Consider the following 26999-nt stretch of genomic DNA (forward strand, 5'->3'; position numbering starts at 1 on the left):
TCCGTAACGAGATGGCAGTGCGGCTTTTTTGCTATTCAGAGTAACACTTTCTTATTCCGGGGATAAAAGTCGATATGGTTCAGACTTTTCATGCATAGATATTGTCCACATACTCAATCAGGATGATAATAAATATTAACTAAATTGTTAAAAGTATGAACGTCATGGACTCGACCTATACCATCATCATTGCTGATGACCACCCTCTCTTTCGCAACGCCCTGTTTCAGTCAGTTCATATGGCTATCAGCGGTGCGAACCTGCTTGAGGCTGATTCTCTCGATGCCTTACTGACTCTACTAAAAAAAGAAGATGAACCAGACCTGTTGCTTCTCGACCTTAAAATGCCGGGAGCAAACGGGATGTCGGGCTTAATTCAACTGCGTGCTGAATATCCAGATTTACCGATTGTGGTGATCTCAGCCAGCGAGGATGCCAGCGTTGTCACTCAAGTGAAGAGCCACGGTGCCTTTGGCTTCATTCCTAAGTCGAGTGATATGCGTGAATTGGTGAGTGCACTGAATCAAGTGCTGAATGGCGACCCGTTCTTCCCTGAAGGGCTTATCACCAACAATGCAGCCTGTAGCGACCTTGCGGAAAAGCTTTCCACACTGACGCCTCAGCAATACAAGGTGTTAGGTATGCTTTCAGACGGCCTGCTAAACAAGCAAATCGCCTATGAATTGAATGTTTCGGAAGCGACCATCAAGGCACATATGACAGCCATCTTCCGTAAACTGGATGTAAAAAACCGAACTCAAGCAGTTATCTTGCTACAAGAAGTCCACAACTAAGCTTCGCTTATATCCTCTTTTAAAGTCGTCTTTGGTAAACATAAACCCAACCTGACGACTTTATGATCATCTATCTCTGCAACCACCCAAGTAATGTCATGCCACACAAAACTATCGCCTAATACAGGGTGGGCACCGAGCTCTCGCTCAGCCAATTGTTTTAGCGTCATTTCTCGCTCTTCTTCCGAGCCCAGTTCGATACCATAACAATCACTGACCGCTGCAACCGATAGTTCGACATCCAGGAAGAAATCACCAAAGAATCGAGCGGCCTCTTCAGCTAGAGGAGCCTCACTGAATAGCGCACTTAAGCTATCTAGGTCTTTATCTTGACCAAGCACACAGAGAATATCGTTCGCCTCTAACACGGTGCTACCCGATGGGTGAAGCAAAGCATCTTTTCTAAACAGTGCCGTAATTCGCGTCCCTTCAGGCATAGACAAACGCTTAAGCGGTTCACCAACACACCACTTTTCTTCTTTCAGCTTGTAGACAAACATCTCCCACTCACTGGTCGGATAAATCTCCATGCCAGTACGAGAAATCGGTGTTGGTGTCGGTGGTAAGGTCACCTGAGCCAACCTCGCAACTTTCATCAAGCTACCGCCCTGAACAATCAGCGAAACCATAACCACGAAGAAGGCAATATTGAAGTAAAGCTGAGCATTGGGCAGGCCAGCCATCATCGGGAACACCGCCAAAATGATCGGCACAGCGCCACGTAAACCTACCCAAGAAACAAACCAACGTTCTTTGGTGGTAAAGCTTCTGAACGGCAGTAAACCCAACCAAACCGACAGCGGACGAGCAAACAAAATCATACCGAAGGCCAGCGCTAGCGCAGGCAGAGCAATGTCCATCAACGTTGATGGCGTCACCAATAAGCCCAATACCAAGAACATCACGATCTGGCTTAGCCACGTCATACCATCAAGAACATTAAGAATAGAGTGTCGAGAGCGCGTCGGACGATTACCAATGAACAGGCCTACAAGGTAGATCGATAAGATACCGCTGCCGCCCAGCATGTTAGAGAACGCAAACAGCGCCACACCACCACTGAGCACCAAAATAGAGTAAAGGCCATCCGCCAGTTGCACTCGGTTAATTAGACTCCATAGAACCCAACCTCCACCAATACCAACAAGGGTACCGATACCAAACTGCATCGCAAAGCTTTTCAGTAGAAAGTTCATCCCCATTTCAGCATCAGGCGTGCCCAGAAGCGCAATTAAGGTCACCGTCAGGAACACCGCCATTGGGTCGTTGGTACCCGATTCGATCTCTAGGGTTGAGCCAACACGCTCATTGAGGCTCTGCCCTTTCAACAAAGAAAATACCGCAGCGGCATCAGTCGAACCCACAATCGCACCAACTAAGATACCCTGCATCAATGACAGATCGAACAGCCAAGCCGCCATTAAGCCCGTTAGGGTTGCAGTACATGCGACACCTATCGTCGCCAGCGAGAGCGACGGCCAAAAAGCGACCTTGAAGCTCGCCACCTTGGTTCGCATACCGCCATCCAACAGAATCACGGCAAGCGCAAGGTTACTCACCAAGTAGGTCAGTGAGTAATCATCGAAATGAATATTACCGGGTCCATCTTCACCCGCTAACATACCAACGAACAAAAAGATCAAAAGAATAGGAACGCCCAATCGAGAGGACACTTGTGAGAAAAGCACGCTGATGGCGATGAGTACGGCACCAGTCAAGAATAAGTGGTTAATGGTTATTGCGTCCAATTCGTTCCCCCAAAGAATAAAATCCGAGCTTTAAGCCTGTTGATCTTTTGCCACTAGCTTGTTGATCTTCTGCCGTTTAGCAAGGCACGGTCGGTGAAAGTGCCGTGGTTACTATAACAAACTTATGTTTCGCTTCGTGTCATAAGCAGAGCTAAATACCGTTTCTCGGTCATTTAGTTGTTAAATTTTATGACTCGCACTCTAATTCATCCCTCTTTGTTAGACCTTTGGCTAATTTAACAATACTGTAACATCACATTTTTCTATGGTTATGTCTCCTAGCTCCCATATTTCAGTACATTAGCGCTAATACCATCCCGACTAAAGTTGCACAGATCCCTTGACTTATCCTTGCTACATTCTAAATCGTAACATTACGTTAACACGGCAATTTCTACAGAAACGGTTTCTACGAAAACGGAATTAAAGGAGAAGGCAATGGCGTTCGAATCTACGGAACATGCTCAAGCCTACTGGAAGGAAAACTTGGGAATAATGGGAACACTACTCGCTGTCTGGTTTGTGGTGTCTTATGGCGCTGGCATCTTATTTGTGGATGTCCTAAATACCATTCAATTTGGCGGGTTTAAGCTAGGTTTTTGGTTCGCTCAACAAGGTTCAATTTATACCTTCGTGGCGTTGATATTTATTTACGTTGTTCGCATGAATAAGCTGGACAAAAAATACAACGTACAGGAAGACTAGAGGCTAGAACATGGATATTCAAACTTGGACGTTTATTCTCGTCGGTATTACTTTCGCAGTCTATATCGGCATCGCAATCTGGGCTCGCGCTGGAACAACGAGTGAATTCTACGTTGCTGGCGGCGGCGTACACCCAGTAGCAAACGGCATGGCAACAGCCGCTGACTGGATGTCGGCAGCATCATTCATCTCAATGGCAGGTATCATCTCATTCGTTGGTTACGACGGTGCGGTTTACCTCATGGGTTGGACAGGTGGTTACGTACTACTTGCGCTATGTTTAGCACCTTACCTACGTAAGTTCGGTCAGTTTACGGTTCCTGATTTCATCGGTGAACGTTACTACTCGAAAACAGCACGTATGGTAGCGGTATTCTGTGCAATCTTCGTATCATTTACGTACGTTGCGGGCCAGATGCGTGGTGTTGGCGTTGTATTCTCTCGTTTCCTAGAAGTTGATATTAACCTAGGCATCATCATTGGTATGGGTATTGTGTTCTTCTACGCAGTGCTTGGTGGCATGAAAGGCATCACTTATACGCAGGTAGCTCAATTCTGTGTCCTCATTTTCGCCTTCCTTGTTCCTGCAATCTTTACCTCAATCATGATGACAGGTAACCCACTTCCACAAGTTGGTATGGGCTCGACTCTATCAGGTACAGATGTATACCTACTTGATAAACTGGATGGACTAACCGAAGAGCTCGGATTTACCGCCTATACCGAAGGTAACAAGAGCATGGTAGATGTATTCTTCATCTGTGCAGCTCTAATGGTAGGTACTGCCGGTCTTCCACACGTAATCATTCGTTTCTTCACGGTACCAAAAGTACGTGATGCTCGTATCTCAGCGGGTTGGGCACTACTGTTCATCTCATTGCTATACACAACAGCACCAGGCGTTGCAGCCTTCGCTCGTGTAAACATGATCGAAACGATTAACGGCCCAGACATGCAAGGTGTCGCAGCAGCAGAAGCACCAAGCTGGTACAAAAACTGGGAAAGCACTGGCCTAGTTGGTTGGGAAGATAAGAACGGCGATGGCAAAATGTTCTACTCGGGCGATGAGCGCAACGAGATGAAGATTAACCGTGACATCATCGTACTGGCTTCTCCAGAGCTAGCAAAACTACCAAACTGGGTTGTAGCACTACTTGCAGCCGGTGGCCTAGCAGCCGCACTATCAACAGCCGCGGGTCTACTATTGGTAATCTCAACGTCGATTTCACATGACTTGTTGAAGAAAGGCTTCAGACCAAACATGACCGACAAGCAGGAGCTGTTAGCCGCTCGTTTAGCTGCCATGATCGCGATTGTAGGTGCAGGTTACTTGGGTATCAACCCACCAGGCTTTGTAGCACAGGTAGTAGCGTTTGCCTTCGGCTTAGCCGCAGCATCCTTCTTCCCAGCGATCATCCTAGGTATCTTCTACAAGAAGATGAATAAGGAAGGCGCAATTGCAGGTATGTTGTCAGGTATTGCCTTCACAGCAAGCTACATCATCTACTTCAAGTTCATTAACCCAGCAGCAAGCACACCGGAAAACTGGTGGTTTGGTATCAGCCCAGAAGGCATCGGTACGCTAGGTATGTGTCTAAACTTCGTAGTATCAATTGCAGTGAACAAAGTGACCGCTGAAGTTCCTGAAGATGTACAAGAGATGGTTGAGAACATTCGTTACCCGAAAGGTGCTGGTGAAGCTCACGACCACTAAGCACTACCACGAAACAAAGATGTTTAGCAAAAAAGAATCAGTACTTACATTGTAGGGATTAGGTACTGACTCAAGAAAGCCGATACGTCATGTATCGGCTTTTTCTTTTCCCCTCCATTTTATAAAAAGATAAACAAAGGGTTGTTTTTAAAACCTCATTTGATAATAATTATCATTAACATCTATTGAAGAGATGCAAATAATGATGAAAGAACAGCAGAGTCTCTATTCGAGGTTTTACAAAGCACAAGATCGCTTTGCTTCATTAGAGCAAGTTCAAGGCCATGAGCCGTTTGTGATTCGAGACTACATCGAGTGTGCACTAACGCTTTCCGCTTACTATGAAAAGCATGCCGCCCAAGAAAACATCTTGTTGTGCGAGCTGTACCTGCGCCAAGTTTTCTTCCATTTGATAGAAGCGATTGAGTCTCCAGAACGCAGTTTCGCCTTTCGTCATATCTGCCTAGACTCTATTCACTCACCACTATTTTATTTGAAACGCCACTACTGCCAGCAGCCTCAAGGCCAAGCGCGTTTTTTGAATCTCAGCCAAACACTACAACAAGTCCAAGCCCCACTTGGCTAACAAGGATAGAAGATGACCCTACAATTTCGGATAGAAAAAGACAGCATGGGCGAAGTGAAAGTTCCTGCCGATGCGCTATACCAAGCACAAACTCAGCGTGCCGCGGATAACTTCGCGTTTAGTTCACACAAGATGCCAACCAGCTTCATTCAAGCACTGGCGTTAATTAAGCTGGCCGCCGCCGATACTAATGCTCAGCTAGGTTTACTGGAAGGTGATATTGCCAACGCGATAGCCGAAGCCAGCCAAGAGATCATCGATGGTAAACACCTCGAGCAATTCCCTATTGATGTCTATCAGACGGGCTCTGGCACCAGCTCTAACATGAATGCTAACGAAGTGATTGCCACGCTCGCTTCAAGAAGCCTGCAAGGAGACGTGAACCCGAATGATCACGTAAACATGGGGCAAAGCAGTAACGATGTGGTACCAACCGCAATTCAAGTGAGCGTTGCTTTGATGGCAGAAAACAAGTTGTTACCTGCATTAACTCACCTTTCTGGAGCACTCACTATCAAGCAACAGGAACTTGCAGAGGTCGTGAAGACCGGTCGCACTCATCTAATGGATGCGATGCCAATGACCTTTGCTCAAGAGCTAGGTGGTTGGAAATTTCAGATAGAACACGCTAAGCAAGCAATAGAGAGCACCCTGCCCGCTATCAAGGCTTTAGCGCAAGGTGGCACTGCGGTTGGAACAGGGATCAATGCTGACCCGCGCTTTGCCGATAAGTTTGCGAGTAACCTGTCTCAATCGACAAAGATCAGTTTCAGCTCCAGTGAAAACTTCTTTTTTAACCTCAGCAGTCAAGACGCGATCGTTGCGCTCTCTGGTCAGCTCAAAACTGCAGCAGTTGCGATCATGAAGATCTCAAACGATCTTCGCTGGATGAACTCTGGGCCGTTGGCTGGCTTAGGGGAAATTGAATTGCAGGCTCTGCAGCCGGGCTCGTCTATCATGCCTGGCAAGGTAAACCCTGTAATTCCAGAAGCTGCAGCCATGGCGGCGGCTCAAGTAATAGGTAATGACACCACCATTACGATTGCAGGCCAATCGGGTAACTTCCAATTGAATGTGATGCTGCCCGTTATTGCTCATAACGTTCTAGAAAGCATAGAACTATTAGCCAACAGCTCAGTCGCACTGGCTGATAAAGCGATAGCTACCTTCACCGTGCGCCAAGACAATCTTGATTTAGCGCTTTCAAAGAATCCAATTCTGGTGACCGCACTTAACCCTGTGATTGGCTATCTAAAAGCGGCTGATATTGCCAAGAAAGCCTACAAAGAGGGCTTACCGATTCTTGATGTGGCCGAACGAGAAACGGATCTTAGCCGAGAAGAACTCAGCAAGCTGCTTGATCCAAGCACGCTGACGCAGGGCGGTATTGCGGGCTAGTTAGTTATTTATCTATTTAGTTAAAAATCGAATAGGCATTAACGATCCTTACTGAAACAAAAAATGCCTCATCCGAGGCCTTTTTTTACATCAGTTCATTAATTAGGAATTAGAGCTGATTATTCCTAATTAACTCACACGATTTAGAACCGCTCTGAGTTTTAGTGGCTTCACAGGTTTAGCAATAAAGCTGAAGCTGTTGGCCTTTATCGCTGCCAACATGTCATCGGTTCTATCAGCACTGATGATGACGCCTTCAAAAGAGTCCCCAAGACGTAAACGGCATTGTTGCAACACTTCGAGACCCGTTCGGCCATTATCGAGGCGATAATCAGAGAAAATCACATCCGGCTGCCAATCATCATCGAGACAATTCAAACTTTCGACTAAGTCGACGGCGGTCTTAACTTCACAGCCCCATCGCCCTATCAAGTTCTCCATACCGACCAAAATTTCTCGCTCATTATCGACACACAGTATTTTCAAGTGCTCGATATCACTGGTCGCCATTGGCGTAGAAGCTTGCACAACCGGAGCCACTTGCTCTGCTCTCGCTAAGGTGATGGAAAAGACGCTGCCTTCTCCCGGCCATGAACGCATCGAGATTTGATGACCAAGCACATGAGCAATCCCTTTCGAAATCGCCAACCCTAATCCCAACCCCTGATCGGCACGAACTTGACTACCACGCGTAAACTCTTCGAAGATCTCCTGTTGCTTGTCTTCATCGATACCAGTTCCGTTATCCCACACATCAATTCGCACCTGCCCATTGACTCTTCTTGCGCCGAGCACCACCTTCCCTTCTGGGTTATAGCGAAAAGCATTAGTCAAAAAATTCTGAATCACTCGTCTAAGCAACTTAGGGTCAGAGTGAATGAAGAGGGATGAGGGGATCATCTTAAAATCAATTTTTTGCTGCATCGCTAGGGCGCTAAATTCCGCATTCAAATTGGTTAGCACATCGTGCACGGCAATCGCGTGAATGTTGGTTTCTAGTTTTCCTGACTCCAAGCGGGAGATATCCAACAAGTCGCCAATCAGATCTTCAGCCGCACCCAACGCACTTTCGATATGAGAAGAAAGCTGCTTCTCCTCTTGTTCTTTTGCGACCTCAGATAGCGAAGAAGCAAACAAGCGAGCAGCATTTAATGGCTGCATCAAATCGTGACTAACAGCCGCAAGAAAACGACTCTTAGATTGTGATTCTTGGTCAGATATTTGCGTCGCCTTTACCAAGCGATGGTTAAGCTTCTCGAGCTCTTGAGTTCGTTCATGGACTCTCGATTCCAAGCTTTCATTAGCATCTTTTAGCGCTTGCTCTGCTTGTCTGAAAACCGTGATATCGGTAAAGCTCATGACGAAGCCACCACTTGGCATTGGGTTACCTTGCACCTCAATCACTCGACCATCCGGACGAATACGAGATGAGGTGTGTCGCGTGCCTTGCTCAAGGTGATAAACACGGCGTCGAACGTGATCTTCTGGGTCGCCTGGGCCACACAAACCTTGCTCAGCATTGTGACGAATTACATCTGAAATGGGTCGACCCACCTGAATCAAGCCTGCAGGGAACTCAAACAGTTCTAAGTAACGTTGATTCCACGCCACCAGCCTCATTTGTTTGTCAATTACGGCAATGCCTTGACCAATATGTTCAATCGCACCTTGCAGTAAACCACGGCTGAAATCGTACAGTTCAGAGGCTTCATCAACGATGGTCGCAACTTCCTCAAGCTGCATATTTCTGCCCTGCAAGGCCGAAGTAAGTACTAACTTAGCTGAAGATGCACCGAATACACCAGCGAGCACACGTTCTGCATGTCGAATCAGGCTTGCGGGCGCTTGTTGGTTAGGAAGTAGCGGCTGCCCGTGCTGTTGCCAATAACTCTGTAAGGCACTTTTCGCACGCTTACGCCCCACAAAACGAGACGCCAGCATTTCTAATTCAGCGACCGTCACACGGCTCTGATAGAGGCTGATGTTCTCATTTTCTGGTAATGGTGTGCCAATAAAAGCAGCCGATTGTAAACGCTCACTTAGGCTTGGTCTGGTCACCATCGAAACCACGGCATAACACAAAGTATTCAGTAAAATACTCAGCACAATCCCCCAGTTTGAACTGCTGATCTCCCAACTGTTGAACAACTCTGGTGGCGTGATAATCCACAGTAAAAGGTTACTTTCACTATCGCCCGCCAGCATGCTGGTTTGGCTCATCAGGGTGATCAGCCAAATCAACGAGCCCACCATTAAGCCGACATAGACCCCCTTCCGGTTGCCCGGACGCCAGTACAAACCACCAATAAGTGCTGGCGCGAATTGAGCAATCGCCGCAAAGGAAAGAAAGCCAATCGCCGACAGTGAGTGAATGGTATCGAGCGCTTGATAGAACAGCCAAGCACCAAGTAACAGCAGTAAAATCAACCCGCGTCGAATCACCAGCAACATGCCAGAAAAATGTCGATGGGTTCTTTGAGTTAGACGCATACGGCGCAGCAGCAATGGCATTACTAAATCATTCGAAACCATGATCGCTAATGCGATGGTCGAAACAATCACCATTCCACTCGCCGCTGAAGTACCTCCGAGGAAAGCTAACAAAGCAATGTGATTCGCCCCTTCTGCCATTGGTACACTGATCACGTAAGTATCAGCTGGCATATCAGTAAGCAACCCCTGTCCTGCCCAAGCAATTGGCAGCACAAACAGGCCCATTAAAATCAGATAAAGTGGAAACAACCAGCGAGCGGTATGCAAATCTTGAGGACGTTCGTTCTCAACCACCATGGTGTGAAATTGGCGCGGCAGACAGACAATCGCCAACATAGTCAAAACGGTATGAATAATTAAGGTCGGAATATTGGGCGATTCGTAGGTGGAAGCCGCCACATCAAACAAGTCAATTTTGTCACTGCTCATCGCCAGGTAGATAATAAACAGGCCAACAATCAGGAATGCCGCTAGCTTAACAATTGACTCAAACGCCACCGCCATCATCATGCCACGGTGATGCTCTGTGTTATCGATGTGCCGAGTACCAAACAGCATGGTAAAAATGGCCAAAGCACCGACCACAAACCAAGAGACGTGATAATCCTGATAACCGAAATCAGACGCTAGGTTTGGCGCAACAATATCTAGCCCCATCGTAATACCACGCAGCTGTAGCGCGATATAAGGAAGAATACCGACCACGGCAATCACGGTGACGGCAACAGCCAAGCCCTGAGATTTTCCATAACGAGCCGCGATAAAGTCGGCAATTGAAGTGATGTGTTCACGCTTTGCAATCAGGATCAACCGCGCCAAGATCCGCCACCCGAGTGTAAAGACCAGAATGGGGGCGAGATAGATGGGTAAAAAGGACCATGGGTTATTGCTCGCCTGTCCGACCGTTCCATAGAAAGTCCAAGAGGTACAATACACTGCAATCGAAAGACTATAGATCCATGGGCGCCAACGCGATAGCCAACGAACCTGCCTGTCTCCATACCAAGCGATCAGAAATAACACGCCCAAATAGGCTAAAGAGACTGGAATTACTATCCATCCTTGCATTAAAAACCCTTTTTCATCCATAAAAAAACCTCTCCATAAGGGAGAGGTTTCATTTAACTAAGGATGGGTCATTAACTCAATCGAATCGCTTAAATTCTGTGCTTCAGACTCTAATTATCAGCATTTGCTGTTAGATTCTAATTGTTCCGAACCTGATTGATTAATCTCAACCACTGAACTTCTCTCGTCCAACTTAATGAACAGAGCAAGAGCCCCCATCGCGGCCATACCCCAGAAGATGTTTGCCCCCCAAAGCTCATAGCCCCAACCACTTAAGGTCGTCATTAGTGCGATAACAGCCCCCAATGGGATCGCGTTATACAGAGCTTGCAGCGCGACCATTTTATTCTGTTCTTCTGATTGAATGTATTGAATGGCTGCGATGTGCGCCATAGCAAACGTCACACCATGCAGCATTTGCACCATAACCAAGGCGAAAATCGCCGTTGTTGATGCGGTAATCCCCCAACGAGCCATCACACCGATTGCAGCTACCACGAACAGAGTACGCATTGACCAGCCAGAGAATAAGCGCTTACTGAGAGCAAACACAGCCACCTCAGCAACAACGCCTAGGCTCCATAAATAACCAATAATCGCTTCTGAGTGACCGGCTTCTTTCCAGTAAATCGCACTAAAACTGTAGTAAGCCGCATGGCTACCTTGCAGCAACGCCATCAAGGCCAAAAATTTAACCACAGACGACTCACGCAGTAACTCACCTAATTTTGGTCGCACTGCTTGTTTCTCAGATTGCGTTACTGGCATCACGTTAGGGTTTCTCATCGCCAACACTAACGACAACAGCACACCAACAAGCGCTGTATACAAAATCATATCAGTGCCGAACTGTGCGACTAAATAACCCACCACGGTTGAACCCGCAATAAAAGCAATCGAACCCCATAAACGAGTGCGTCCATAGTCAAGCATCTTAAGACGACTGTAATGGTTAGCCATTGCGTCAGAAAGAGGGATAACCGGCCCACAACACAGGTTAAACAATACTGTTGCCAACAGCATCAATAGAAAACTGCCTCCAGTAAAAAAGTGGAAACCAACAAATAACAATGAGGCGAAGCTCAACCAGCGCAGAGCGGGCAAAAGATTCTCTACGTTATGGATGCGCGGCGTAATCACAAGGTTAGCAACACAGCGAGTCGCAAAACCAATACCAATCAATACACCGATGTCCCCTGCAGAAACGCCTTGGTCTTCAAACCACAACGCCCAAAATGGCAAGTACACACCATACGCAAAAAAGAAACCAAGAAAATACTGAGATATCCATCCGTAAGGAGAGGGGCTAAACATAAATAACCTATAAAGTGTGCGGAAAAAGGCGGCTCCAATTATGCCTATCTAGAGTAGGATGAAAAAGGGAATTATTACTGGGATAGCATTCCTATATTTAATTAGCCTAGATATCACTTATCACTTATCACTTATCACTTATCACCAAGCTATATCACGTTCATCGATATCTAGTCTGCATTTAGACTAAAGTCGTCTGGAGCTTCGCTGGTATTTTGTCAGACTGATTAAAGACTCCCACTTCTTGTGATGCTTATGCCTGAAAAATTTAATATGCAGCACCCACCCTTCGATAGCCTGTCCGATACGGAACAATTGAAGCTTCGCTCTTCATTAGACGTGGTGTATTACCGCTCTCAAGAAGTGATACTGGAAGCAGATAGGCCGAGCAGACACCTGCACATCCTGATCAAAGGAGCCGTTGAAGAGCGCGCAAGCAGTGATGGTGAGATTTACGCACATTACGCCAATGACGATATTTTTGATGTGCGCAGCCAGTTTGAACCTCACACCAAACATCAATATATCGCACTCGAAGACACCTTAAGCTACCTACTGCCTACCGATATTTTTCTCGATCTTTACCACGCTAATGGTCAATTTGCCGCCTACTTTGATAGTAACCTGTCGACACGGAAAACTCTGATTGAGGCCGCTCAGCAGCAACAAAACCTTGCCGAGTTTATATTGACCAAAGTGGATGGCTCTATCTATCACCCACCACTGATTCTTGAGCCAGGGCAACCCATCAACCAAGTGACTCAAATCCTAAAAGAACAAGGCTTAGACTCGGCGCTGGTGCATTTAGACGACAAAGGCATAAAAGATTTTGGTTCAGGCTCCTTACCGTATGGGATCGTCACACGAACCAATTTATTGCACGCTGTAATGCTCGATAACTTCCCACAGGATACGCCCGTTGGCGAGATTGCAACATTTCCGGTGATGCACGTAAACCAAGGGGATTTCTTATTTAATGCCATGATTACCATGACCAGAAACCGGGTAAAAAGGTTGATGGTTTGTGACGGTCTAAATGCTGTCGGCATGGTGGATATGACACAAATCCTCAGTGCATTCTCCACTCACTCTCACGTGCTCACTTTGCGTATTGCGCGATCCACCAGCATTGAAGAGCTCGCATTAGCCTCCAACAAACAACGTCAACTGGTCGAAAGCCTACTCAATAACGGCATTCGCACGCGCTTCATCATGGAGCTAATTTCAGCCGTTAATGAACAGATCATAGAGAAAGCGTTTGAGTTGGTTATCCCACCCGCACTGCATAATCATTGCTGCCTCATCGTGTTGGGTTCCGAAGGCCGTGGAGAACAAATCCTCAAAACCGATCAAGACAACGCGCTAATAATTCAAGATGGCTTGGAGTGGCACCAATGCCAGAGCGCCATGAACGACCTCACTCATACATTGCAGCAATTGGGCTATCCACTCTGTCCGGGCAACGTGATGGTCAACAACCCCAAATGGGTGCATTCAGAACAAGAGTGGAAACAAACCCTCACCCGTTGGGTAAAAAAAGCCACGCCAGATACCGTGATGGATATCGCGATCATGGCGGATGCACACGCCGTTGCGGGTAATAGAGAGTTATTAAAACCCGTAAAGCAGCACCTAAGTGATTTGATGCTCGGACAAGAATTGATTCTGACTGAATTCTGCCGACCGGCTCTGAACTTCTCAGTACCCCTCACCCTGTTTGGCAATGTTAAACAATCCAAGTCAGGGCTCGATATCAAACAAGGCGGTATTTTCCCTATCGTGCATGGTGTGAGGGCACTCTGTCTTGAGCATGGTGTCACGGTAAACAACACCTTCGAACGCATTGAACAGTTGGTCTGTAAGAAAGTGCTTGAGCAAAGTACCGCCGATAACCTTAGTGAAGCACTCAAACAGTTCTTTAAGTGGCGCTTAGCCCAAAGACTTTCTCAGCAGCACAGTAGCAACAAGATTAACGTCAAATTGATGGAGCGAGCAGACAGAGACCTGCTTCGCCATAGCTTGCATGTGGTCAAAAAATTCAAGCAATGGCTTGGCTACCACTATCAGATACGGGATTAGGCGATTGAACGATGAATAGATTGGTTCGTTATTACTGGCATCATAAACTCAAAGGCTCTACTTATCAGCCTCTGTTTACTGCGCCTGCTAATCACGAATACGTATCTCTCGATTGTGAAACCACCAGCCTCGACCCCAATCAGGCAGAATTAGTCACCATTGCCGCAACCAAGATCATCGGCAACCGAATCATTACCAGCCAACCTTTTGAAGTCCGATTGCGCGCCCCTCAATCGCTCGATTGCAATTCAATAAAAATCCACCGTATTCGCCATCAAGATCTAAAGCACGGCATCGAAGAAAAACAGGCTTTAATCGAGCTACTGAACTTCATTGGAAATCGTCCTTTAGTCGGCTATCACATCCGCTATGATAAAAAAATCCTCGATCGCGCCAGTTTAAAACAGCTTGGATTTCCACTGCCTAACCGATTAGTCGAAGTAAGCCAACTTTATCAAGACAAGCTCGAAAGGCAGCTGCCCAATGCCTATTTTGATCTCAGTATGGACGCCATCTGTCGCCAGCTCGATTTACCTATCCCCGTCAATAAACATGATGCATTACAAGACGCTATCTCCGCCGCCCTGATCTTTGTTCGCCTGAAACATGGTGATCTGCCCCGTTTCAACTCTTCTTATTCTTAATTCAACCACAGGCTCTTCACATAGAGAGCAACATCTCAAAAATGAACTTAACTCGCTATTTTGTAAGTGAAAAGCACCGTCTCATCCTAAAGTCTAATTGTGGAAATCGCCGTCCTAGTCGAGAGTGATAACACAAAGATGGTTCTGTAATAGACCTAGAAACTGAACACAAAGGAAGTTGCCAGTTCATTAGGAATGTAGGCACAAGGAGAGATGCAATGAGTGAAGCCCACGTTTATCCGGTAAAAGAAAATATTAAATCAACCACACACGCGGATAATGACACTTACCTAGCCATGTACCAGCAATCTGTTTCTGACCCTGAAGGCTTTTGGGGTGAACACGGAAAAATCGTTGATTGGATTAAACCTTTCACACAGGTAAAAAATACCTCTTTCGACCCTGGCCACATTGATATTCGCTGGTTTGAAGATGGCACGCTTAACGTTTCGGCTAACTGTATCGACCGCCACCTTGCTGAACGCGGCGATGAAGTCGCTATTATCTGGGAAGGCGATGACCCGGCAGATGACAAAACTCTAACTTTTAATGAACTACACAAAGAAGTGTGCCTGTTTTCAAATGCTCTAAAAGAGCAAGGCGTGCGCAAAGGTGATGTAGTTTGTTTATACATGCCAATGGTTCCAGAAGCTGCGGTTGCGATGCTGGCGTGTACCCGTATCGGGGCGGTTCACACAGTAGTATTTGGCGGTTTCTCCCCAGAAGCACTGTCTGGTCGTATTATCGACTCAAATTCTAAAGTCGTTATCACTGCCGATGAAGGCGTGCGTGGCGGCCGTGCGGTTCCACTGAAGAAAAATGTCGATGAAGCACTGACGAATCCTGAAGTGAAGAACATCGAAAAGGTTGTAGTATTCAAACGTACTGGCGGCGATGTTGCATGGCACGAACACCGCGATGTGTGGTGGCACGATGCTATTGCTAATGTATCTGCAGATTGTCCTCCAGAAGAGATGAACGCAGAAGACCCACTATTCATCCTTTATACGTCAGGTTCAACAGGCAAACCTAAGGGTGTTATGCACACCACAGGTGGTTACCTTGTTTATGCAGCAATGACCTTCAAATACGTATTCGATTACCAAGAAGGCGAAACTTTCTGGTGTACAGCCGATGTGGGTTGGATTACCGGTCACACATACCTTGTTTACGGACCGCTTGCCAATGGTGCAAAAACCATTCTGTTTGAAGGCGTGCCGAACTACCCGAACACAAGCCGCATGAGTGAAGTGGTCGATAAGCACCAAGTTAATATTCTTTATACGGCGCCAACAGCTATTCGTGCATTGATGGCGAAAGGCAATGAAGCCGTTGAAGGCACGTCTCGTGACAGCCTAAGAATCATGGGCTCAGTGGGTGAACCTATCAACCCAGAGGCGTGGGAGTGGTACTACAAAACAATCGGTAATGAGCAGTCTCCAATTGTTGATACATGGTGGCAAACAGAAACGGGTGGTATCTTAATCGCACCACTACCGGGGGCAACCGATCTAAAACCGGGCTCAGCGACGCGTCCATTCTTCGGTGTGCAACCGGCGCTGGTTGATAACATGGGTAACATCATTGAGGGTGCAACAGACGGCAACCTAGTGATTCTTGACTCTTGGCCAGGCCAGATGCGTACCGTTCACGGCGATCATGACCGTTTCGAACAAACTTACTTCTCGACCTTTAAAGGCATGTACTTCACCAGTGATGGTGCTCGTCGTGATGAAGACGGTTACTACTGGATTACTGGCCGTGTTGATGACGTTCTGAACGTATCAGGCCACCGTATGGGTACCGCTGAGATTGAATCGGCTCTAGTCGCATTTGATAAGATCGCAGAGGCTGCGATTGTAGGTATCCCTCATGATATTAAAGGCCAAGCGATTTACGCTTACATCACGTTGAATGATGGTGAATTTCCGACCGCAGAGCTTCATAAAGAAGTGAAAGACTGGGTACGCAAAGAGATAGGCCCAATCGCAACGCCAGATGTACTGCACTGGACCGACTCATTACCAAAAACTCGTTCAGGTAAAATCATGCGTCGTATCCTGCGTAAGATTGCCACTGGCGATACTGGCAACCTAGGCGATACGTCGACACTCGCAGACCCAAGCGTGGTCGATAAGCTGATTGCAGAGAAAGCGGAACTGGCATAAGCAACCCGTCACATTACGTAATTACTGTTTAAAACAACTCCTTTCTAAACCGTCACCTATGTGGCGGTTTTTTTATGGCTGATCTTGATCTCAAATATCCTCGACAAAATTAAGGCTAAGGCGCTTTTTTGTTAAGTTGGTAACAATCTCACACTCTCTCAATAGGAGATTAGACCAGTAAATTGCTGCGATTTGCGCTGAATTAGCTATAATCTGGTTCTAATTTTTAAATTTGGGTTTTTCTTACTGGAAATTATCCCCAAATTTTCAATAAAATGGCAACATTCACGTTCGTAAACACGATAAAGGAAGATAGCCCCACAATGTCTACAAAGTTTCGCATTCTAGTTTTAAATGGACCAAACCTTAATCTGTTAGGCCTTAGAGAACCTGCACACTACGGTTCTCAAACACTTGACCAGATTATTAGCTCATTGACCGAGCAAGCGAAAACACACGATGTTGAGCTATCTCACTTACAGTCAAATCGTGAGTATGAGCTGATTGAAGCTATCCATAGTGCTTATCAAAATGTTGATTTCATTATTATCAACCCAGCGGCCTTTACACATACCAGTGTGGCGTTGCGTGATGCACTACTTGGTGTTGCTATCCCATTTATTGAGGTTCACCTATCGAATGTTCACGCACGTGAACCATTCCGTCACCACTCTTACCTGTCTGATAAAGCAGAAGGTGTGATTTGTGGCTTAGGTGCCCAAGGTTATCAATTTGCTTTGACAGCTGCGCTCAACAAGCTCAACGCAAAGTAAATAAAAACAACGAACTATTACTAACCTACTCAGTCAAAGAGTAAGTTCAATCAACAGATAAAGAGAAAGAAACAATGGATATTCGCAAAATCAAGAAGCTAATCGAATTGGTTGAAGAGTCTGGTATTTCTGAGCTAGAGATCTCTGAAGGTGAAGAGTCAGTACGAATCAGTCGTAACAGCCCTGTATCTGCAGCGCCTATTCAATATGCAGCAGCTCCAGCTCCTGTAGCGGCAGCAGCACCTGCGGCGGCACCTGTAGCTGCAGAAGCGGCAGCTCCTGCGGTTCCTGCTGGTCACCAAGTTCTTTCTCCAATGGTTGGTACTTTCTACGGTGCTCCAAGCCCAGATGCAAAACCGTTCGTTAAAGTGGGTCAATCTGTAACTGCTGGCGAAACACTATGTATCGTTGAAGCGATGAAAATGATGAACCAAATCGAAGCTGATAAATCTGGTGTTGTAACGGCTATCCTAGTTGAAGACGGTCAACCAGTAGAATTCGACCAAGCTCTAGTAATTATCGAATAATAGAGAGCACTCATTATGTTAGATAAATTAGTAATCGCGAACCGTGGTGAAATTGCACTGCGTATTCTGCGAGCATGTAAAGAGCTTGGCATCAAAACGGTCGCAGTTCATTCAACCGCTGACCGCGATCTTAAGCACGTACTGCTTGCTGACGAAACCATTTGTATCGGTCCAGCTCGTGGTATCGATAGCTACCTGAACATCCCTCGTATCATCAGCGCTGCTGAAGTAACGGGTGCAGTTGCTATTCACCCAGGCTACGGCTTCCTATCTGAAAATGCAGATTTTGCAGAACAGGTAGAGCGCAGTGGTTTTATCTTCGTTGGCCCTAAAGCTGAAACCATTCGCATGATGGGTGACAAAGTGTCAGCTATCACGTCAATGAAAAAAGCGGGTGTACCTTGTGTACCAGGTTCTGACGGCCCTCTTGACGACGACGAAGCGAAAAACAAAGCGCACGCTAAGCGCATTGGTTTCCCTGTAATCATCAAGGCTTCTGGCGGCGGCGGCGGTCGTGGTATGCGTGTTGTTCGTACTGAAAAAGAACTAACAGAAGCTATCGCAATGACTCGTGCTGAAGCAAAAGCATGTTTCAATAACGACATGGTTTACATGGAAAAATTCCTAGAAAACCCACGTCACATTGAAGTACAAGTGCTTGCCGATGGTCAAGGTAATGCTATCCACCTAGGTGAGCGTGACTGTTCAATGCAGCGTCGTCACCAGAAAGTTGTGGAAGAAGCGCCAGCACCAGGTATCACTGAAGAAATGCGTAAATACATCGGCGACCGTTGTACTCGTGCATGTCTTGAGATTGGTTACCGCGGCGCAGGTACATTTGAATTCCTATACGAGAACGGTGAGTTCTACTTCATCGAAATGAACACTCGTATCCAGGTTGAGCACACGATTACTGAAATGGTAACGGGTATCGATCTAGTGAAAGAGCAACTTCGCATTGCTGCTGGTCAGCCTCTATCATTCACACAGGATGATATTAAGCTGCGCGGCCACTCAATCGAATGTCGTATCAATGCAGAAGATCCCGTACGTTTCCTACCGTCTCCGGGTAAGATCACGCGCTTCCATGCTCCAGGTGGTATGGGCGTACGTTGGGAGTCTCACATCTACACGGGTTACACAGTGCCACCACACTACGATTCAATGATTGGTAAGCTGATCACTTACGGTGAGAACCGTGATGTTGCTATCGCTCGTATGAAGAACGCATTGGGTGAAATGATTGTTGAAGGTATTAACGTTAATACTGAGCTTCAACTGTCTATTATGAACGACGAAAACTTCCAACACGGTGGGGCAAACATCCACTACCTTGAGAAGAAGCTTGGTCTACAATAGACGCTAGCCTTCCGTAATTCGTTCTCTGTAGAACAGTAATAAATGCTCACTTCGGTGAGCATTTTTGTTTGTAAATACTCGCAATAATCAATTCATAATCCCCATTATATTCCGTGGGGTTTTGGTGAATTTGCTCATATTTTCTGCTAGACTCGCCATCCAATTTTTCTCATATAGAAGATGCAGCCATGCCTTGGATTCAAATCAAGCTTAATGCTACCAATGAAAATGCCGAACAAATCGGCGACATGTTAATGGAAGAGACTGGTGCTCTTTCTGTAACTTTCCTGGATGCACAAGATACCCCTGTATTTGAGCCTCTGCCGGGCGAAACTCGCCTTTGGGGTGATACTGACATTCTCGCGCTTTACGACGCTGAGACTGACACTGGTGTCGTTCTAGCGCAGATTAAAGCAAGCAACATGTTCCCTGCAGACTTTGCTCACAAAGTAGAGCAAATTGAAGACAAGGATTGGGAACGTGAATGGATGGACAACTTCCACCCAATGAAGTTTGGTGAGCGTTTATGGATTTGCCCTAGCTGGCGCGATATCCCTGAACCTGACGCTGTAAACGTCATGCTAGACCCTGGTCTTGCATTTGGTACGGGCACTCACCCAACAACAGCATTGTGTCTTGAATGGCTTGAAGGCCTAGACCTGACAGGCAAAACCGTGATCGACTTCGGTTGTGGTTCAGGCATTCTTGCGATCGCTGCGATCAAACTTGGCGCGGCAAAAGTTGTCGGGATCGACATTGATCCTCAAGCTCTGCTTGCATCAAAAGACAACGCACAACGCAATGGTGTTGCTGAGCAACTAGAGGTGTTCTTGCCACAAGATCAACCGGAAGGTTTGCTCGCTGACGTTGTTGTTGCCAACATTCTTGCCGGTCCATTACGCGACCTTTCTGGCATCATTAAAGGTCTAGTAAAGCCAAATGGTGTACTAGCAATGTCGGGTGTTTTAGATACACAAGCGGAAGATGTTGCAACTTATTATCGTGATGAGCTTCACATTGATCCGATCATTGAACAACAAGAATGGTGTCGAATCTCTGGTCGCAAGCAAGGCTAGGTAAGACTTTGGGCGCTAATTGATTGAAATTTAAACGAATTACAAAAACAAATTGTAAATGCTCAAATATTAGTCTTTTCACGCAGCGAAAAAATGCGTAAAATGCGCGCCCTTGCTGGTACAGAACTGTGATGACATTTTTGAAAATCGGAAATTATCAACTTAAGAACAATCTAATCGTCGCTCCTATGGCTGGCGTAACGGATAGACCATTCCGTGAGTTGTGTCTTCGTTACGGTGCGGGGATGGCAGTCAGTGAAATGATGTCCTCCAATCCGAAAGTTTGGAAAACGTCAAAATCTCAGCAGCGTATGGTACATGAAGGCGAATCGGGCATTCGTTCAGTACAAATCGCTGGTGCAGATCCACAGCTTATGGCCGAGGCTGCTCAATTCAATGTTGCTAACGGTGCGCAAATCATCGATATCAATATGGGTTGCCCAGCCAAAAAAGTGAATAAGAAGCTTGCGGGCTCAGCCCTACTTCAGCATCCAGAACTCATTGAAGATATTCTGAAGGCTGTCGTAAATGCTGTCGACGTTCCAGTAACGTTGAAAACGCGCACAGGCTGGGATACAGACAATAGAAACTGTGTCCAAATCGCGAAAATAGCCGAAGACTGCGGCATACAAGCTCTTGCCCTTCACGGGAGAACTCGCGCTTGTATGTACAAAGGTGAGGCAGAATACAAACACATTAAAGCAGCGAAACAAGCAGTATCTATTCCGGTTATCGCTAACGGTGATATCGATAGTCCGGAAAAAGCGAAGTTTGTGCTGGAGTACACCGGCGCTGATGCTTTAATGATAGGTCGACCTGCCCAAGGACGTCCTTGGATTTTTAACGAAATCCTACACTATTTGGAAAACGGCACCACGATGGACCCACTCCCGATTTCGGAAGTGAAAGACATCATGCTTGGTCATGTGCTCGCTCTACATGAATTTTATGGAGAGTTTTTAGGCCCTCGCATCGCTCGTAAGCATGTGGGTTGGTATCTAAAAGAGCATGAACAAGCGAGTGAGTTTCGCCGTACCTTCAACGCATTCGAAGCAGGTGATCTGCAGCTTGAAGCGCTAGAAGGTTTTTTTGATAACGTTGCACCATAATTACGAGAAGAGCTAGACCGAATATGTTCGAACAAAATCTGACTTCAGAAGCATTGACAGTAACTACAGTTACATCACAAGACCAAATCACGCAGAAGCCACTACGTGACTCAGTTAAAGCATCATTGAAAAATTACCTTGCTCAATTAAACGGTCAAGAAGTCAGCGAGTTATACGAATTAGTATTAGCTGAAGTTGAACAGCCACTACTAGACACTATCATGCAGTACACTCGCGGTAACCAAACTCGCGCAGCAACCATGATGGGTATTAACCGCGGTACTCTTCGCAAGAAACTTAAAAAATACGGCATGAACTAATCGTTCTTTCGTAATTTATTGAATTAGAAGCCGAGCTCTTTATTGAACTCGGCTTTTTTTTGTTTATATGGCAACAAGCGAACAATTATCAATCAATTAATGAGATGTAACGATTGATAACGTAATCACTACCGATATAATGACCCATTAATCTAATCGTCTGGAAGCTACATGCTTGATATGAAAAGGGAAGAATGGCTTAGCACACTGATCCGTGAACTGCCTGATCGTCATCTTCTGTTGGATACATCCGGACGTATTGTTGAAAACTTTGACAATCCAAATCACCACACAGTTTCAGAACTGTTGCCTCCCGCGGTTGAAAAGCAGCTGTTAGAGGCGGCAAAGCAAGCTTATTCCAGTCGCGAAATTCAATACATTCAATACTCTCTTGCGCCCTGTCAGCAACTTCAGCTTTCTATTGAACAACTTTTCGCTCAAGGGGAAGAATCTGCAGAATCAGACGATCGATATTTTGAATCGACATTAAAGCCATTGTATCTCTCGCCAGAAAAGCAATACGTGCTGTGGCAAGAGCGAGATATTACTAAAGCACAGCAACGTGAAGCTGAGCTGATAGAACTCGCTGAAATCGATGAGCTAACTGGGATTTTAAATAGACGTGCCTTTTTACTTGGGTTGGAAAAAGAGTTCAGTCAATCGCCTAAGCAAAGCTTAACGTGTTTGATGATAGACATAGACCACTTCAAAGAGATCAATGATCAAGTTGGCCACCTTTCTGGTGATGAGGTAATCGTTCAAGTCGCGAGTTTATGCCAACAGTCAATAGACTGCGATGATTATCTAGGTCGCTTGGGTGGCGAAGAATTCGGTGTCATTCTCACACACACCAGTGCCATTGAAGCTTATTACGTTGCGGAGACGATTCGTAAAACGATTGAATCAACGCCGTGTACCGTAGACGGCCACATCATCTACCCAACAGTCAGCATCGGTGTTGCTGAATACACACCACACCTTAAAACCATAAAAGAACTATTGGCTCAAGCTGATAGAGCCATGTACTCTTCAAAGCAGACTGGTCGCAACCAAGTCACGCTTTACCATAATAACCTACCCACTTTAAAAATTGACGCTCAACTAAGAGCCAAAATACTGCAAGCTTCCTAGGGTTATCAACCGTAGTAAACCTCTCTCCCTAACGGGGACCTTTTCAGCTATTTACCATCAGCAGCACAGCATGAGCTTTGTTTATCTTCGCTCGCCAAAGCACCTAAGATAGAACAATGGCTCGCATCGTCATCTACATGACCGCAGCAAGCATCATTAATCTTCTTTAATGCCGTGCGTATTCTGCCAAGTTCACTGATTTTTTCATCAATAAGTGTCAGCTTTGCCGTTGTGATGGCTTTCACTTCCGAGCAACTGTGCTGCGTTGCTTCCAAGCGAATCTCGAGCAATTCCTTAATTTCATCTAAACTCAGCCCTAACGCTTTAGATTTAAGAATAAAGGTCACCTGTTTTTGATTGTTTTCATCATATAAGCGATATCCTGAGTCACTGCGACTGGCAGGAGCAATCAGGTTACTTTTTTCATAAAACCGCAAGGTATCGGCTGTCACACCGCATCTTTTCGCTAATTCACCGATCTGAAACATGTTTTTTCCTACTGTTCCGTCCATTCCACAATTAACCTTATCGTTACTTTTCAGGCTGAAATGGCACTTTTCATAATTAATTTTGAGATGCCAAACGATTGCGCGAGCTTTTTTGTAATAAATTAGTTAGAATCTGCGCCATCAAATTTGGAGTTGGTTATCTTATTGCTTAATCATAAGACAAACCCAAAAGGTCTTTACCAAAACTGGCCAATATTTTATCTCTTACTGGTATCTAAGATAATCCACGCTAAGAAGATAGAAACAAGTTCTTTTTTGGCAAATATCTTTATTTTAACCCCATGAATTTGAGGAAGATGGAAGCATGAATAACGCTCGTCCAATTCGCCGCGCTCTCATCAGCGTATCAGACAAAACTGGTATCGTTGAATTTGCACAAGCTCTTGCTAACCGTGGTGTAGATATCCTATCTACCGGTGGCACTGCTCGCCTGCTTGCTGAAAAAGGCATCTCTGTTACAGAAGTATCTGACTACACTGGTTTCCCAGAAATGATGGATGGCCGTGTTAAGACTCTGCACCCAAAAGTTCATGGTGGTGTTCTAGGCCGTCGTGGCCAAGATGATGACGTGATGGAAACTCACGGTATCAACCCTATCGATATGGTTGTTGTAAACCTATACCCATTCGCAGAAACCGTTGCTAAAGAAGGTTGTACCCTTGCTGACGCTGTTGAGAATATCGACATCGGTGGCCCTACAATGGTTCGCTCTGCAGCGAAAAACCACAAAGACGTAACGATCGTTGTAAACGCACACGACTACGAGCGCGTTGTCACTGAAATGGACGCTAACGAGCAATCTCTAACCCTAGAGACTCGCTTCGACCTCGCTATCGCTGCATTTGAGCACACGGCTTCTTACGACGGCATGATCGCTAACTACTTCGGCACTATGGTTCCTAGCTACGGCGCGAACAAGGAAGGCGATGAAGAGAGCAAATTCCCTCGCACGTTCAACCAACAGTTCGAGAAGAAGCAAGACATGCGCTACGGTGAGAACAGCCACCAAGCAGCCGCTTTCTACGTTGAAGCAAACCCTGAAGAAGCGTCTGTATCTACAGCTCGTCAAATCCAAGGTAAAGCACTTTCTTACAACAACATCGCTGACACTGACGCAGCACTTGAGTGTGTGAAAGAGTTCGACCAGCCAGCATGTGTAATTGTTAAGCACGCTAACCCATGTGGTGTTGCACTAGGTGAAGACATCCTAGAAGCTTACGACCGTGCATTCAAAACAGACCCAACGTCTGCATTTGGCGGCATCATCGCTTTCAACCGTGAGCTAGACGCTGCAACAGCAACGGCTATCACTGAGCGTCAATTCGTTGAAGTTATCATTGCACCATCAGTTTCTGCTGAAGCAGTAGAAATCGTAGCAGCTAAGAAAAACCTTCGCCTACTTGAGTGTGGCGAGTGGACAACGAAGACGACTGGCTTTGACGTAAAGCGCGTTAACGGCGGCCTGCTAGTTCAAGACCGCGACCAAGGCATGGTTTCTGAAGACGACCTAAAAGTAGTTTCTAAGCGTCAACCAACGGCTGAAGAGCTAAAAGATGCGCTATTCTGCTGGAAAGTAGCGAAGTACGTTAAGTCTAACGCTATCGTTTACTCGAAAGGTGACATGACAATTGGTGTTGGCGCAGGCCAAATGAGCCGCGTTTACTCAGCGAAGATCGCAGGCATCAAAGCGGCGGACGAAGGTCTACAGGTTGAAGGTTGTGTGATGGCATCAGATGCATTCTTCCCATTCCGTGACGGTATCGACGCGGCAGCAGAAGCTGGCATCAAGTGTGTTATCCAACCGGGCGGCTCTATGCGTGATGACGAAGTTATCGCTGCAGCAGACGAACACGGCATGGCGATGATCTTTACGGGCATGCGTCACTTCCGCCACTAATTTCCTCTTCGTATTTGGCACTGTGGCGTCGTTAGCTGCTTTCGCCCACCCCGGTCACATAGCGGACTATGCTCCCGGGGATGGGCTCAATTGCTGCCTAGCCACATCACCAACTACTTTGAGCAAAACTTATAATTTTGTTTTTTAAATATTCCGATATTTGAAATACGTAGAGCAAGTCAGTGACTTTAGTTCAAGGAAAACACGCGGAGCTTATGACCATAAGTGAGCATGTTTGACGCAGAAATAAAGGCTCTGAAGCAGCTATAAGGATTTTAAAACATGAATGTATTGATTATCGGTGCCGGCGGTCGTGAGCATGCACTTGGTTGGAAAGCGGCACAAAACCCAAATGTTGAAACAGTATTCATCGCTCCAGGCAACGCAGGTACTGCACTTGAGCCGAAACTTGAGAACGTAAACATCGGTGTTGAAGACATCGCTGGTTTAGTCGAGTTTGCTCAAGATAAAAAAATCGAACTGACTATCGTGGGCCCTGAAGCACCATTGGTTATTGGTGTGGTTGATGCATTCCGCGAAGTTGGCCTACCAATCTTCGGCCCAACTCAAGCGGCAGCACAGCTTGAAGGCTCTAAAGCATTCACCAAAGACTTCCTAGCTCGTCACGATATCCCAACAGGTTACTACTCAAACTTCACTGAGATCGAGCCAGCTATCGCTTACGTTCGCGAGCAAGGTGCTCCAATCGTAGTAAAAGCTGACGGCCTTGCTGCTGGTAAAGGCGTTATCGTTGCGATGACCCTTGAAGAAGCAGAAGACGCAATCAAAGACATGTTAGCAGGCAACGCATTTGGCGAAGCAGGCAGCCGCGTGGTAATTGAAGAGTTCCTTGAAGGCGAAGAAGCAAGCTTCATCGTAATGGTTGACGGTTCTAGCGTGCTTCCTATGGCCACCAGCCAAGATCACAAACGTGTTGGCGACAAAGACACTGGTCCTAACACCGGTGGCATGGGTGCTTACTCTCCTGCTCCTGTTGTGACGCCTGAAATCCACAACCGTATCCTTGAAGAAGTTATCTACCCAACGGTACGTGGCATGGACGCGGAAGGCGCACCTTACACAGGTTTCCTTTACGCTGGCCTAATGATCGATGCTGACGGCACACCTAAAGTTATCGAATACAACTGCCGCTTTGGCGACCCTGAAACGCAACCTATCATGATGCGTATGGAGTCAGACCTTGTTGAACTTTGCCTGATGGCTATCGACGAGAAGCTCGACGAAGCAGAATCGAAGTGGGATCCACGCGCTTCTATCGGTGTTGTTCTTGCGGCTGGCGGTTACCCTGCTGACTACGCAAAAGGTGACGTTATTTCACTACCAACAAGCGAAGTTGAAGGCCAAAAGGTTTTCCACGCGGGTACGACAAATAATGAAGCTGGCGACGTTGTGACAAACGGCGGTCGTGTACTTTGTGCAACAGCACTGGGCAATACGGTTTCTGAGGCTCAAGAGCGCGCTTACGCGTTGACGAAGCAAGTTAGCTGGAATGGTATGTTCCACCGCAATGATATTGGTTACCGTGCGATTGCGCGCGAACAAGAGCAGTAAACAATCTTGTTGCTC

The 26999-nt window shown here is 46.4% G+C and carries 21 protein-coding genes; 17 read left to right on the forward strand and 4 right to left on the reverse strand.

What is annotated here, in order from left to right; translation table 11 throughout:
• Positions 1–164 precede the first annotated feature (164 nt).
• Positions 165–794 carry a response regulator transcription factor gene (locus tag ACED42_RS12920; RefSeq protein WP_012604978.1) on the forward strand — a complete coding sequence of 210 codons (630 nt, stop codon included), beginning with the start codon at positions 165–167 and terminating at the stop codon, positions 792–794.
• Here the strand turns inward: ACED42_RS12920 and ACED42_RS12925 are convergent.
• Complete coding sequence (locus ACED42_RS12925) at positions 791–2542, reverse strand: potassium/proton antiporter (RefSeq protein ID WP_371702822.1); 1752 nt, start codon at positions 2540–2542, stop codon at positions 791–793. The genes ACED42_RS12920 and ACED42_RS12925 overlap by 4 nt on opposite strands.
• Positions 2543–2980: 438 nt before the next feature.
• Between ACED42_RS12925 and ACED42_RS12930 the strand changes: the two genes are divergently transcribed.
• From ACED42_RS12930 to ACED42_RS12945, 4 genes are all read left to right on the forward strand, one after another.
• On the forward strand, positions 2981–3247 hold the full coding sequence (locus ACED42_RS12930) for a DUF4212 domain-containing protein (protein ID WP_009844701.1): 267 nt from the start codon (positions 2981–2983) through the stop codon (positions 3245–3247).
• A 10-nt stretch (positions 3248–3257) separates the two neighbouring features.
• The gene (locus ACED42_RS12935; protein WP_009844700.1) at positions 3258–4961 is read left to right on the forward strand and encodes a sodium:solute symporter family protein; all 1704 of its coding nucleotides are present in this window, start codon (positions 3258–3260) and stop codon (positions 4959–4961) included.
• 202 nt (positions 4962–5163) lie between these two features.
• Positions 5164–5547 carry a hypothetical protein gene (locus ACED42_RS12940; protein WP_017096527.1) on the forward strand — a complete coding sequence of 128 codons (384 nt, stop codon included), beginning with the start codon at positions 5164–5166 and terminating at the stop codon, positions 5545–5547.
• Between the two features lie 12 nt (positions 5548–5559).
• Positions 5560–6945 (forward strand): class II fumarate hydratase, encoded by a 1386-nt coding sequence (locus ACED42_RS12945; RefSeq protein ID WP_371702824.1) that lies wholly within the window; start codon positions 5560–5562, stop codon positions 6943–6945.
• A gap of 129 nt (positions 6946–7074) precedes the next feature.
• On the opposite strand, the gene ACED42_RS12950 is transcribed toward ACED42_RS12945, so the two are convergent.
• Both ACED42_RS12950 and ACED42_RS12955 read right to left on the reverse strand, forming a co-directional pair.
• Entirely contained in the window at positions 7075–10506 is a 3432-nt protein-coding gene (locus ACED42_RS12950; RefSeq protein ID WP_371702826.1) for a PAS-domain containing protein, read from the reverse strand.
• A 117-nt stretch (positions 10507–10623) separates the two neighbouring features.
• On the reverse strand, positions 10624–11820 hold the full coding sequence (locus tag ACED42_RS12955; protein WP_009844696.1) for a 3-phenylpropionate MFS transporter: 1197 nt from the start codon (positions 11818–11820) through the stop codon (positions 10624–10626).
• Between the two features lie 249 nt (positions 11821–12069).
• Between ACED42_RS12955 and ACED42_RS12960 the strand changes: the two genes are divergently transcribed.
• The 10 genes from ACED42_RS12960 (at position 12070) to ACED42_RS13005 (ending at position 23006) form a co-directional block, all read left to right on the forward strand.
• On the forward strand, positions 12070–13899 hold the full coding sequence (locus tag ACED42_RS12960; RefSeq protein ID WP_371695206.1) for a DUF294 nucleotidyltransferase-like domain-containing protein: 1830 nt from the start codon (positions 12070–12072) through the stop codon (positions 13897–13899).
• A gap of 11 nt (positions 13900–13910) precedes the next feature.
• Entirely contained in the window at positions 13911–14543 is a 633-nt protein-coding gene (locus tag ACED42_RS12965) for a 3'-5' exonuclease (protein ID WP_371702828.1), read from the forward strand.
• 218 nt (positions 14544–14761) lie between these two features.
• Positions 14762–16711, forward strand: a complete 1950-nt coding sequence (acs, locus tag ACED42_RS12970) for an acetate--CoA ligase (protein ID WP_009844693.1) — start codon at positions 14762–14764, stop codon at positions 16709–16711.
• A 323-nt stretch (positions 16712–17034) separates the two neighbouring features.
• Positions 17035–17484 (forward strand): type II 3-dehydroquinate dehydratase, encoded by a 450-nt coding sequence (aroQ, locus tag ACED42_RS12975; RefSeq protein WP_009844692.1) that lies wholly within the window; start codon positions 17035–17037, stop codon positions 17482–17484.
• A gap of 74 nt (positions 17485–17558) precedes the next feature.
• Entirely contained in the window at positions 17559–18011 is a 453-nt protein-coding gene (accB, locus tag ACED42_RS12980) for an acetyl-CoA carboxylase biotin carboxyl carrier protein (RefSeq protein WP_004729736.1), read from the forward strand.
• A 15-nt stretch (positions 18012–18026) separates the two neighbouring features.
• The gene (accC, locus tag ACED42_RS12985; RefSeq protein WP_009844691.1) at positions 18027–19370 is read left to right on the forward strand and encodes an acetyl-CoA carboxylase biotin carboxylase subunit; all 1344 of its coding nucleotides are present in this window, start codon (positions 18027–18029) and stop codon (positions 19368–19370) included.
• A 188-nt stretch (positions 19371–19558) separates the two neighbouring features.
• Complete coding sequence (gene prmA / locus ACED42_RS12990) at positions 19559–20446, forward strand: 50S ribosomal protein L11 methyltransferase (RefSeq protein WP_012604987.1); 888 nt, start codon at positions 19559–19561, stop codon at positions 20444–20446.
• Between the two features lie 140 nt (positions 20447–20586).
• Entirely contained in the window at positions 20587–21555 is a 969-nt protein-coding gene (gene dusB / locus ACED42_RS12995) for a tRNA dihydrouridine synthase DusB (protein ID WP_009844689.1), read from the forward strand.
• Between the two features lie 23 nt (positions 21556–21578).
• On the forward strand, positions 21579–21875 hold the full coding sequence (fis, locus tag ACED42_RS13000; RefSeq protein WP_004729744.1) for a DNA-binding transcriptional regulator Fis: 297 nt from the start codon (positions 21579–21581) through the stop codon (positions 21873–21875).
• 171 nt (positions 21876–22046) lie between these two features.
• Positions 22047–23006 carry a GGDEF domain-containing protein gene (locus tag ACED42_RS13005; RefSeq protein WP_017096520.1) on the forward strand — a complete coding sequence of 320 codons (960 nt, stop codon included), beginning with the start codon at positions 22047–22049 and terminating at the stop codon, positions 23004–23006.
• Positions 23007–23053: 47 nt separating this feature from the next.
• Here ACED42_RS13005 and zntR read toward each other — a convergent pair whose 3' ends face one another.
• Positions 23054–23494 (reverse strand): Zn(2+)-responsive transcriptional regulator, encoded by a 441-nt coding sequence (gene zntR / locus ACED42_RS13010; RefSeq protein WP_009844687.1) that lies wholly within the window; start codon positions 23492–23494, stop codon positions 23054–23056.
• A gap of 325 nt (positions 23495–23819) precedes the next feature.
• On the opposite strand from zntR, the gene purH reads away from it, so the two are divergent.
• Both purH and purD read left to right on the forward strand, forming a co-directional pair.
• Positions 23820–25412, forward strand: coding sequence for a bifunctional phosphoribosylaminoimidazolecarboxamide formyltransferase/IMP cyclohydrolase (purH, locus tag ACED42_RS13015; protein WP_371702830.1), 1593 nt, complete (start codon positions 23820–23822; stop codon positions 25410–25412).
• Positions 25413–25694: 282 nt separating this feature from the next.
• The gene (gene purD / locus ACED42_RS13020) at positions 25695–26984 is read left to right on the forward strand and encodes a phosphoribosylamine--glycine ligase (protein WP_371702832.1); all 1290 of its coding nucleotides are present in this window, start codon (positions 25695–25697) and stop codon (positions 26982–26984) included.
• The last annotated feature ends 15 nt before the right edge of the window (positions 26985–26999 follow it).

The organism is Vibrio sp. FF145 (assembly GCF_041439075.1).
GTDB classification, from domain to species: domain Bacteria; phylum Pseudomonadota; class Gammaproteobacteria; order Enterobacterales; family Vibrionaceae; genus Vibrio; species Vibrio tasmaniensis_A.